The organism is Ancylomarina euxina (assembly GCF_003863355.1).
GTDB classification, from domain to species: Bacteria; Bacteroidota; Bacteroidia; order Bacteroidales; family Marinifilaceae; genus Ancylomarina; species Ancylomarina euxinus.
Genome location: NZ_QQWG01000002.1, coordinates 186,001 through 197,618, shown reverse-complemented (window position 1 = coordinate 197,618; position 11,618 = coordinate 186,001). Strand labels below are relative to the sequence as shown.

General features: G+C 34.1%; 11 protein-coding genes. 1 reads left to right on the top strand and 10 read right to left on the bottom strand.

Annotated elements, in window-relative coordinates:
* Nucleotides 1-130: 130 nt before the first annotated feature.
* From DWB61_RS03010 to DWB61_RS02995, 4 genes are all read right to left on the bottom strand, one after another.
* Nucleotides 131-502, bottom strand: coding sequence for a GxxExxY protein (locus DWB61_RS03010; protein WP_158614357.1), 372 nt, complete (start codon nucleotides 500-502; stop codon nucleotides 131-133).
* Nucleotides 503-585: 83 nt separating this feature from the next.
* Nucleotides 586-1,194: a DUF6266 family protein gene (locus tag DWB61_RS03005; RefSeq protein ID WP_125029413.1), complete on the bottom strand. Its 609-nt coding sequence runs from the start codon at nucleotides 1,192-1,194 to the stop codon at nucleotides 586-588.
* A 299-nt stretch (nucleotides 1,195-1,493) separates the two neighbouring features.
* Nucleotides 1,494-2,039: a UpxY family transcription antiterminator gene (locus DWB61_RS03000; protein WP_125029412.1), complete on the bottom strand. Its 546-nt coding sequence runs from the start codon at nucleotides 2,037-2,039 to the stop codon at nucleotides 1,494-1,496.
* A 380-nt stretch (nucleotides 2,040-2,419) separates the two neighbouring features.
* Entirely contained in the window at nucleotides 2,420-3,124 is a 705-nt protein-coding gene (locus tag DWB61_RS02995; RefSeq protein ID WP_158614356.1) for a response regulator transcription factor, read from the bottom strand.
* A gap of 695 nt (nucleotides 3,125-3,819) precedes the next feature.
* On the opposite strand from DWB61_RS02995, the gene DWB61_RS02990 reads away from it, so the two are divergent.
* Complete coding sequence (locus DWB61_RS02990; RefSeq protein WP_125029410.1) at nucleotides 3,820-4,002, top strand: MbcA/ParS/Xre antitoxin family protein; 183 nt, start codon at nucleotides 3,820-3,822, stop codon at nucleotides 4,000-4,002.
* A gap of 229 nt (nucleotides 4,003-4,231) precedes the next feature.
* Here DWB61_RS02990 and DWB61_RS02985 read toward each other — a convergent pair whose 3' ends face one another.
* The 6 genes from DWB61_RS02985 to gluP all read right to left on the bottom strand — a co-directional run bounded on the left by DWB61_RS02985 (nucleotide 4,232) and on the right by gluP (nucleotide 11,579).
* The gene (locus DWB61_RS02985; RefSeq protein ID WP_125029409.1) at nucleotides 4,232-4,690 is read right to left on the bottom strand and encodes a sugar-binding protein; all 459 of its coding nucleotides are present in this window, start codon (nucleotides 4,688-4,690) and stop codon (nucleotides 4,232-4,234) included.
* Between the two features lie 277 nt (nucleotides 4,691-4,967).
* Nucleotides 4,968-5,921: an ROK family protein gene (locus DWB61_RS02980; RefSeq protein WP_125029408.1), complete on the bottom strand. Its 954-nt coding sequence runs from the start codon at nucleotides 5,919-5,921 to the stop codon at nucleotides 4,968-4,970.
* A gap of 115 nt (nucleotides 5,922-6,036) precedes the next feature.
* Nucleotides 6,037-6,678: a carbohydrate-binding family 9-like protein gene (locus DWB61_RS02975; protein ID WP_125029407.1), complete on the bottom strand. Its 642-nt coding sequence runs from the start codon at nucleotides 6,676-6,678 to the stop codon at nucleotides 6,037-6,039.
* A 116-nt stretch (nucleotides 6,679-6,794) separates the two neighbouring features.
* Entirely contained in the window at nucleotides 6,795-9,125 is a 2,331-nt protein-coding gene (locus tag DWB61_RS02970; protein WP_125029406.1) for a glucosamine-6-phosphate isomerase, read from the bottom strand.
* A gap of 73 nt (nucleotides 9,126-9,198) precedes the next feature.
* Complete coding sequence (locus tag DWB61_RS02965; RefSeq protein ID WP_125029405.1) at nucleotides 9,199-10,296, bottom strand: phosphotransferase enzyme family protein; 1,098 nt, start codon at nucleotides 10,294-10,296, stop codon at nucleotides 9,199-9,201.
* 59 nt (nucleotides 10,297-10,355) lie between these two features.
* Nucleotides 10,356-11,579, bottom strand: a complete 1,224-nt coding sequence (gene gluP, locus DWB61_RS02960) for a glucose/galactose MFS transporter (RefSeq protein ID WP_197091155.1) — start codon at nucleotides 11,577-11,579, stop codon at nucleotides 10,356-10,358.
* Nucleotides 11,580-11,618 lie beyond the last annotated feature (39 nt).

Below are 11,618 nucleotides of genomic sequence, written 5' to 3'. Positions count from 1 at the left end.
ATTTCTTTTTAATGTGAAACAATGAGATCTTTAGTGATCTTATTCTATATGCAGTTAAATTTTGTGCGGCTTAGAGCCTTATTGGTAAATTCAATCCAACCATTTTATCCAATTAGTTCTCATTCGAAACTTACTGCAAGACACACTGTCCACCAACTTTTATAAACTGAAGGTTCTTGTATCCAAAATTAAAAAGTAAGCCTATAGGTGAATCAATATCCTCTAAGCTCTTCATGAAAGTATTTTCTTGTTCTTCGGATAAGAATGAATGTGTATCTAATCCTACAATAATTTTATCAAAACACACAATCTGTTTTCTTTCATCTGGAACATTTTCATGCTCTTTTATTCTAAATGAATAAGGAATATTCCTTAACTCCAATTCGAGTTCAAGAACCTCCTTGTAGACATGCTCTTGACAACCGTGTCCCAGTTGTTTATAGATAAAATTTCCAACTTCAATAAGTTTATTAATCTCTATTTGATATGAGTTCTTTTCCATAGTAGGTATCATTAATTAGGATTAATACTTTCTCTCTCTCTCAAAATTCTGCCTCAAACAACTTCGTATAAAATTCCATACTATCATGTACAGTCAATCCACTCGCTTTTAGAGGCTAATTGCAATTGTGGATTCCAGAAAAAACAGAATAAATATGAAAAAGTATATTTCTTAAAATCCAAAACAAAAGTTTCATTCTCACGTATAGCATCACAGGGTAATTCTTTTACAACTAAATCTAAATTCATCCCGAAGAGTTTGAACTGATTCTCTTCACTAGTTTTCTTATCACGTGAATTATTATCCCAAATAAAACGGATAATTGTACTTCCCGCTATCTCAAGCTTCAAATTATTAATTTCGCCCAAATTACCTGTAGTTAACTTCAATCTGGTTATATCTGGTAAACCATTAGAATCAAAAGCATGTGTATTTAGTTTACAGAATAAATTTTGTCCGCTCATTGCATTTCTGCGAGCTTCAGGATTCCAATATGGTCTTATCAACTCATCTAAATTCCGACTCACAAACTGAGTGGCAGCCTTAAATTTCACACGCTGATTCACCTGTCCAGGAGTTCGTGGGTTTTTCACTCTACTTGGCTTACTTCGGATATAGGTTTTACCATAGCGATGAGAAATAATCACAGGCCCTACAAGTCCAGTTAATAGTTTATCTTTAATACTTGCCATAGTCATTTTGAAATAAACAGAAGTCCTATCTTTTCGACTTCGTTAACATTTTTTTGCTAAATGTGAGAACTAATTGATTTTAGATGAGAATTGAATTCTAGTAAATAGAATATATAAGAGTAAACAGTGTCCTATTTCATAATTGGGTTTCTGACTTTTAATGAAACTTATTGCATCTACAAAATATCCAATAGCTCGAGGCACCCTTCATATCAGCATCGGTCTTATCCAAGCTTGTTCCAAATGATATCCAGTCTTATTCCAGCTTTGTAAACATTTAAAAACAAAAAAAAATCAAGTTAATTATCAATGTAAGTTGTTTCTATTGGAGTCTTAAGTCGTTTAACCTCATCCAATGAAATATCGGCATGAACACAACAACCCAAACTAATAAAACGAATAACGATACGATGCTGCCCACGTAGCTGTAAAAGTTCCCCCCTAACACCTTTCAATGGCCCAATTGTCACTTCCAGATGGTCTCCTTTTTTCAAACTTCTAGAAGTAAGTTCAACATCTCTTTTTGTATCTTCGAGAAAAAGTTTTAATGATTCAATTTGTGAATCAGGGATAGGTATTGCACGTCCTTCGAAACACACATAACGAACAGCCCAATGTGAACTAATAGCATCATAATACTCCCTTTCACTTACCCTAACAAATACATAAGAACTAAACAGTGGTGTTTCCACCCATTTTTTACGATCACTCCAAACTCTCATTTCTCTTTTTAGGGGTAAATAGCTTTCAACTCCTTTATCTAAGAGTTCCTTATACAACTTCTTTTCCGATCTGGATCGAGTGTATATGGCATACCACCTATAATTTCGTTTGAGTACTTTCAAAGCTTATAATTTTAGTATAAAAATCATCTCGATTTTAACTAGGAAATCTTTCGAGTTTAGAGAGGCAAAACACAGCTTCGCTCTTTCAGTCCCATTCATTTTAATAAAATGGAACCTATTATCTTATGCATTCTTAAATATTACCATTAGATAATATTAAGAGCGTATGAGTAAATTTATTATGCTTTCGTATAAACTTCAATACCCGAAAAAAGGTATTTTTATAGATATTGCTCTACAGTTTCTTATCTATAAAGAAGCCTTCAATCAAACAATATATTTCTTTACAAAGTGGAAACTTATGAGTTTCCGAAGAGAGTAGTCATCTTACATAGATCAAATAAGATAAGAGTTCGGCGGATCTAGCCTTTCTTATTAAACTAGAATATTCCTATTTTTCCTGCAAAATATGCCAAACAAGCAGTATTCTTAACTTTTAACTTATTAATAATATTTTTTCTGTGCGTATCTGCTGTATAATAACTAATATTCAATTCTACTCCAATTTCCTTATCAGTAAAACCTCTAATAATTAGATTAAGTATCTCCATTTCTCGTTTGGATAGGGATGATATAAGGTCTAATTCTTTTTTTGTTTTAAAATCCAGAGATTCAGTCTTGCTTTTAGGCCTGTTGCTCAACTGATTCGTTAAATCAATGATACAGCCAAATAATTGTTCTGGGAAATTGTTAGGGTACCTAGTTCCAACAACAATATTCATATAAATATCTCTCCAACATCCATCGGAATGTTTTAAACTTAATATCTCTGAGAAAGTAAAATCCTTTTCTTGTTGAGCAAGATCAAGATAAGTCTCAATTTTGGGAATATCCGTAGGATGAACATTCTTGACTATGTATTCTAGAAAAGTATATCCCTCAAGCACTACAGGAGGAAGGTTTAAAATATCAATACTCTTCTTGCTAGCCCAAACAACATTCAAATTAGAAGCATCCATTATAAAATAAGCTGTATCAAAACTTATTTTTAAATCTCCATTTAAATGAAATTTATCTTCTAATTCTAGATCTGAGACTAGTTGTCTTGAAGCTTTTTCCCAATATTTTTCTTTTCTTCGCCTCATCATATTCTTTCTGAAAAAAAGTTACATCGATAATAGTGCCCAGAATGGGTTGAGAGGTTGCAGGATCGTATAGCTTGTAAAATATCATTATAAAAATATTTTTCGCTATCTCATTTTAAGTTCTATTGCTCAGGAATATAAATTTATGGCCTTTTATTTAAATATGAAGAATATATTTCAATCCCATTTGATGAATATGATATCTGACAGGACAAACTAACAAATTAACATGATTGAATAAATTGGGATATTGTTAATACTTATTAATCTAAATTCTTATATATTTTGATGCTTTTAAGAGTCAAGGAAATACTCTTAATCATATATACTGATAAATTAAGTAGACGATAATAGGCATTCAAATTCTTTAGATGAGTTCTAAACAACTTATCATACCTAAATAAATAGATTCTGAAAAATCAAACTTAATCACAAAAAAAGAAGATAAATAACACTTTATTTTAAAGAATATTTTGATAATTTAACTTGAATAATCACTCTATTTTTAGTAATATAGTACTAGAAATTAATTTTCACCTTTTTATTTTGCCCAAAGAATTATATCGTTTATTTCTAAATATGATTTATACAAATAATAATTTCAAAAGATAATTCGATTGATTCTGTATTCTAAGGTAATACAAGTATTTATATCCTATTTTATATTAAGAACAATAAAACAAAACTTTATTCATATGAAGGAACTCTTAAAAAAAGGTATTGCGATCTTTGGTACTAAAGCTATTTTTTTAAATTGGATTGAAACTGAAAATGAGGCATTAGGAAATGTAACTCCTGACTCAATACTTGATTCAACTCAAGGAGTCTCAATAGTTTATGATTTATTAATGAAAATTGAGCAAAATTCAATATCATAAGTTTATTGGCTATTTCATTAAAAACATTTATTAGAAGTATGATGAAATAGATCTAAATAAAAAACCAAATGAAATAAGCGTCTATTTACCATTATTGGCAAATAGACGCTTATTATTTTATAAACTAGTTCTTTTTGGGCGACTAGATTCCTAGTCTATTTTCAAACTTCAGAAGTCCAAATGAAGATGGAATATGAAAATCGGGTTTGTCTGCTTTCGGCTTTACCCACTAAATCCATCTTAATTGTGCTTTGGGCTTAGGAAGTTTCATACGATAGCCTCGATACAAACTTACTTCCATAGTGTTATTTTTCAATAAGCCCAATTCTATTAATGAACTTAAACGAATAGATCCTTCTACGATATAGCCATCCTTGTTCTCTGAACCTTTTATATTGAGATTCTCAGTTCCAAGCCACTGCCACTCGTAATCGAAATCACGATAATATTGGGTTATATAGTCTATAACTCTTCCTCGTGCATTCATCTCCAAACAATAATAAGGATTCAACGTCTCATCTTGTCTAAAAAAAACCTCAGCTCGATCGGAATCAATAATTTCCATTCCACGATCATCCTTAACATGGGTTAGAACATTATTATCCTCGACATCGAATCTGAAATAAAAATAATTCTCATCGTATAAAGCCCTAAAACTTGTTTTTAGGTAGTACTTTCGTCCTCCCATGGAAATGAAAAATCATTCATTATATTAGCCTTTTCACATATAGGATTCATTGTATTTCCATCAAGGGTAAGTCGATTGGATTGTATTTGTTTTAGGCTTTAGATATTCATATTAAATCTTGAATAGATAAAAATCAATTTGTAAAATTAAAAAAAGGGTTGAAGGAATAAAATCCTCCAACCCTATTCCATTTTAGAGTGTGGATCTAAAACGGCTTAAAATAAAATCCTTTAAAATTTTATGTATCAAACTTACAAGCTCATTTATAAAGAAACTATTAGGCTTTATCATTCCAAATTAAAGCAGAAGCTCCAAGAACAGCTGCATCATCACCTAATTCAGATGCTTGTAAGCTAATTTTATCCTTGTAAAGGAACAGAATATTTTTCTCCATTGCTTCACGAACGGGATCGAACAATAAATCCCCAGCTTTAGCCAGTCCACCAAAAAAGAAAATGGCTTTGGGGCTGGTTACCGAAGCAACATTCGCTAGGGCTTCACCTAACATTCTACCTGTATAGGCAAAAATTTCAATAGCCAATAAATCCCCTTTATTTGCCGCATCAGCTACCATCTTAGCTGTTAATCCATTAAATGGCACATCTCTCAAAGAACTTTCGCCTAAATGCTTTGCCAACATTTTGTAGGCCGTTCTTTTCACCCCTGTTGCGGAAACATAGGTTTCTAAGCAGCCTCTTCGTCCACAGCCACATTCACGTCCACCAGGACGCACAATAATGTGTCCTACTTCTCCGGCAAAACCATCATGCCCATATAATAAATCTCCATTTACAACAATACCACTACCCAATCCAGTACCTAAGGTAATGACCATAAAATCGGACATATCTTTAGCTCCACCAAATATTCTTTCCCCCAGAGCAGCCGCGTTAGCATCGTTAGTTACTTTAACAGGAACCTTTAATTCTTCACCAATCAATTTAGCCAAATCCAGATTACCTTTCCATCTCAAGTTAGCTGCATTGTCAATAGTTCCAGTTCTATAATTTCCATTCGGAGCGCCAATTCCTACTCCAATAACACGTAAATCTTCTTTAGAATTTCTTATTGTTTGATCGATTGCTTTAAAAAGATCCTTAAGGTAGTCTTCAAAGCGTTCTCGTGTTTGAGTTGGGATAGTCCCTTCGCCCCAGGATTTCCCATTAGAATCAATAAATCCAAAAACAGTATTTGTTCCACCAATGTCGATTCCTATTGTTATATCTTTCATGCTTTTTGTGTTTTTTCGAAAGCTTTTCAATTCAGTAAAGAACCAGCCCTATTAAATGATTATCAAGCAAAAGCATCTGCTCACTAACTTAGAATACAAGTCCAGTTAACATTCTTTATTGCTCCAACTCTAACTTACCAAAAGAAGATGGTATATGAAAATCAGGTTCCTCAACTTCAGGATTTACCCATGATATCCATCTTAATTCCGCTTCAGGATTTGGCAATCTCATGCAATAACCACGATATAAACCAGCTTCCAAAACATTATCTTTCAATAAACCTAAGTCTTTCAGAGATGATAAACTTATCGCCCCTTCAACAATATAGCCCTCGTTATTTTCAGAGGCTTTTACACTTAGATTATCAAACCCAGGCCACTGCCATTCATAATCAAAAACACGATAGTATCGGGTCACATAATCCAACACACGTCCACGGGCATCCATCTCTAAACAATAATAAGGATTCATTTTATCATTTTGTCTGAAAAAGATCTCAACACGATCAGAATCGACCACTTCCATCTTATGATCTTCTTTCACGTGTGTTAAAACATTATCGTCCTCAACATCAAATCTAAAATAGAAATACTCATTATCGTACAAAGCTCTGAAGCTGGTTTTAGGGGGCGTCTGTTGTTCCCATGGGAATGTGAAATCTGAATTGATATTTGCTTGCTCCCAGACAGGATGAATTAAATCTGTATCAAGAGTCAACTGATTGGAAGATATTCGTTTTACGCTATATGTTTTCATTGAAAATTGAATTAATGAGTGAATAATTGTCCTGGGTCTTAAGGGAGAGAATAAAAGTAAAAAAAGGATTGAAGGCTATAAACACCCCCAATCCCTTTCCATTTTAGAGTGTGGATCTAAAACGGATTTTCTTCAACTGCTTTTTCCAAGTCCTGAGCCATAGCTACAAACTCGTCGGCAGACATTTCTTTCATATATACTAATCCATGTGTTGCACGAACCAAAGGATGATTATTCTCGTAAAAGAAGTTCTTACCCAATAACATCTGAATTTGTTTTAACTGATCGACCCAAACTTTCTGTGTCAGTTCATTAAATTTCCCATCGTATTCGTAACTCGGAAAAGAAGCATTCACTTGGCTCATATAAGATTCTGTAAATGAATTTTCAAGAACATCTAACGCATTCAATGAAACAGGTACAATCGTATCTGCATCTGCAGGATGGTATTTAAACCAAACATTTCGATAACCTATAATACGTAATTTTGAAAGATCTGCTTCCTCTTTCCATTCCTTCACCGCACCTGCAATAGCCTGTAACACTTTATAATGAGTGTCTGGACCAGAACCTTCCGGATCCATCGCTAAACTGATTGTTGTTGGTTTATACTTTCTAAATTCTTCGAGAACAGGAAGCATATCACGATTCTTTTCCGGGCTTTCAGTAAAGACATCTCCCTTATAGAATCCCAATCGTAAATGATGGACATTCTTCACAGGAGTTCCAAAATGAGCCCAAACTAGCTCTTCTTCGAACTCACGAATCATCCCCTTCATCTTCTGCACTTCAGGCGAATTTTTACCTCCATCATAACAAGACTCAAGATCGAGAATAATATTTTCTATAGTCACATTCAGGTTTTCCTTATCGGTAACTTTCCAAGTATCAACAATAGCTCTAACTAAACGATGACACAAACCTCTTCGTTTGCCATTTGCATTTCTTGCTGCAACCGAATTCAAGAAGTGATAAACATCCTTGTCCCATTTCTTATTGTACCCTTCTACAAAAAAGTCTGGGTAATTCAACATTTCAATCTTTCCATCTGCAATGAAATCCTGACATTCTTTCAATACATCAATTACAAAACGATTGGTGACTGCTGTAAAACCTGAAGTCAGAACCGAAAAGTGAATATCGTTACTTGCCGAGCGCATTTGACGATTCGTGTATGGCATAATTCCCAGCATGATATCATCATGATGAGGTCCTGTATGATAAATTGTTTCATTTTCATCAGGCTTCATTCCCTTATCAAGTTTTCCTTTAATCGAGTCGATAACAGTCTGAACGGTTCCTTCATTTAGATTAGGAATCAAACTTGTATATGGATCAGCTTTTAAATCTTCCAGAGTTAAATGATGACCATACTTATTCGTTTTATTACAAAGGTCGATGATTGACTTCTCAGTCTTAGTATGAGACCAATCACCTGAATTGTAATATCTATTTACACTGTCAGTTAGTTTGCAAGCCGCACCTGTCGTTAAATAAAAACGACTGTTCTTCTGACGTTGTAATACACTTGCTGGATAAATAGCATCAGGTTCGCTTTCCAGTGATCCTTTTACAATATCCGCCTTAGCCTCACCTGCTGCAAAGATAATTGATACTGCATCTGGATTATGTGTAATGGTATCCAAACCAATGGTAATAACCAATCTATTTCTAGATACTTCGATACCACCTAAGTCCCCAGCAGCAACGGCTTGTGTTTCGAAATTAGTTTTAGTTAATCGAGTTGTTGAATAATGGTCTGAACCACGAGTATTGAAGGCAATATGACCATCAGGTCCAATTCCACCTAAGAAGAATCCGATACCACCTTTATCACGTATTTGCTGCTCGTAAGCTGTACACCAGTTATCAATCTTGAAGATTGACTTTTGCTGCATTTCTTCTACAACACTTTTAGGATCGCGGTAACGTAAGGATAAATCAATATTATAATCTGGAAATACTTCTAGAAAATGCTTGTTATCAACCAATGGTATCTCATTAGAATTGATTAAAAGAGAATTATCTTTCTCCAGACCAAAACCTTTGATATAGTAGTTCATCACATAATTGTAAAAACTATTGTGCTGACTCGGATCAATTGGGTAGAATTCATCAATCTGAACAAATTCTAAGCCTCTTAAATCAGGTTTAGCCATGCTTCCTAAACCATATTTACTTCGAATATCAAGTCCTTTCTTATTACTCCAATTTTCAAGAAGATACTGGGTGTATTTAATAAAGTACTCTGGTGTTTTACCCGTAGGTAAACTAATAACTCCCTGAGGGTTTTGCTCTGCCCACTCCAAGAAGCGAAGTGAGGTCATCAAGCCTAGTTTTGGGAAATTATCGACCTCTACATAAGGTATTTTTGTGGTGATTTCCTCAACACCAGACAATTCGTAGAATGCTTGCTCTACTTTTGAATCGAATATATTATTTTTCATCTTGTTATATTTTCTTTTTAGTTATGAGATAGCTGTCCCAATATTTCGAAACAGACAGCTATAACAATAAAAACTAAAGACTTAATTGCTTACTGTGTTGTTCAACAAATTTTGTCATCTCTTCAAACTGATCTTCCATACTTGTCAACAACTTGTATTGCGCTTGAGTACGTATTAAGTTATGCTCTGATGATTTGACTTTATAGTATTTATCACCATCTATATAATCCATTAAGAATCGAAGGACCTGTTCATAGGTAATATACTTAGCTGAAAATGCCAGGTATTCCAACTCTGAAGTAGATAAAAATGAAATGGTTTCTTCAAGGTAACCTTTGGTATAAGCCTTGAAAATTTCCATATCCATATTCACATTATCCAGATTTTCATCATCTTCCAAGCCTGTATTGGTATAAGAACGCATGGCATCACCGAAATCATTCAATACAGTACTATTCAATACCGTATCTAAATCGATAACACACAAGACATCACCCTTCTTATCAAATAAAATATTATTGATTTTCGTATCGTTATGAGTTACTCGGGTTGGAATGGTACCATTCTCTACCAATTTCCAGAATTCGAGCATTTCTTCTCTTCTATCCTCAACCCAGGCAATCTCCGTACTTAAATCTTTCTTACGACCTACTGGGTCATTTTTCAAGATCTCATCCCACTGAGAAAAACGGAATCGGATATTGTGAAAACCTGGAAGGATATCAACCAAGGGTTCTTTCATATCAGCTAACATCGACTGAAATTTACCAATACCTTTACCACCAGCATATGACAACTCAGGGGTATCAGCAGATTCATAACTCACACTATCTTTAATAAAAAGACACATTGCCCAATATTCGCCATCCTCATCTTTAAAGTATAAAGCACCTTCGTGAGTTGAAGTCAAAGTCATTGCTTCGCGATTCACATCACCACCATTAGCATTCACTTTGGCTTTAATATGATTACATACCTTAAGGATATTATCCATCATTGATGGTACATCCTGAAAAATATTTTTGTTTTTACGTTGAAACAAATAATTGCTTTCACTATCAGTTTTAACAATATAAGTGTCATTAATAAAACCTTCGCCAAGAGGTTTAATTTCTACGATATTTCCTTCAATCGAAAATTTCGAAGCTATAGATGTTAATTTATTAGTCATAATCTATCTGTAAATAAGAGTATGCTCAACAAAATTGAACATATCTCAATGATCATATTTTATTTTGTTCTGATTTTATGTCCTTTCAATCCGTAATAAAGAATATAAAGGAAACAAGGAACACAGATCCAATAGGCGTCTTGTGCTCCAATAACATCTTTCATAAAACCATAAACGGTTGGAATTAAAGCCCCACCTACAATGGCTATAACCATTAAAGATGATCCTGTCTTGGTAAACTTACCTAAGTCAGTCATTGCTAAAGGCCACAATGCTGGCCACATTAACGAACAACCTAAGGCCATGAATGCAATAAAGTAAATAGAGTATTCTTCAGGAGAGAAAACAACCATTAGTGATCCAAACAAAGCTGTAACAGCACAAATTCTCAAGGCTGTAGCCTGACCTAGATACTTAGGTATCAAAGCAGCTCCACAGATATAGCCCAGAACCATGCCTATTGGAGCAATCCATGCATAATATTCAGCATTAGCTAAACCCAAACTGGTTGCATAATCAACAAGAGTTCCTAAGGATACCGTTTCAACACCAACATATAAGAAAAGTGCAAGTACACCTAACAATAAGTGTGGGAACTGCCAAATAGACGTTTTGCTTTCTGCATATAAACAGACATCATCAGAATCTTCATCTTCACCAACAGCTTTTACCTCAGGAAGTTTTGCAAGAAGTGCCAATACACCTAAAAGAACAAATACGCCGATTATAATGTAAAAAGGTATGTTGATATCAGTAAGTGAAACATTCTCTACATCTTTACCTATGATCAAGGCTAAAAATAAGGGAGCAATTGGCCAGGCTAATTTATTCGCAATACCCATATAACTCATACGCTTTGCCGCACTCTCCATGGGTCCTAATATGGTAATATATGGATTCACTGAAGCCTGCAAAAAGGTATTTCCCATACCACTAATAAACGAAGCCACTAAGAAAAGAGGTAAACTCTCCATTTGCGCCGATGGGATAAATAAATAAAAACCAAGAGCAAACATCAGGAAAGACAAAGCCATTGTTCGTTTATATCCTATTTTGCCAATCACTAATGAAGCTGGATAGCCAAAAATCAGAAAGGCTGAAAAAGTCGCCGCTATCACTAAATAAGATTCACCTGAAGAAATATCCAAAGCTGTATTTAGCAGTGGGATAATATAAGAGTTGATACCTAATGCAAAACCAATTGCAAAGAACATCACTCCCACGATAATCAAAGGAAGGACAAAGTTCTTTGATTGAATATTTACATTGTGTGTGTTAGTCATAATGATGGGTTTATTTAAGTTAATAATTCGATTTCATAT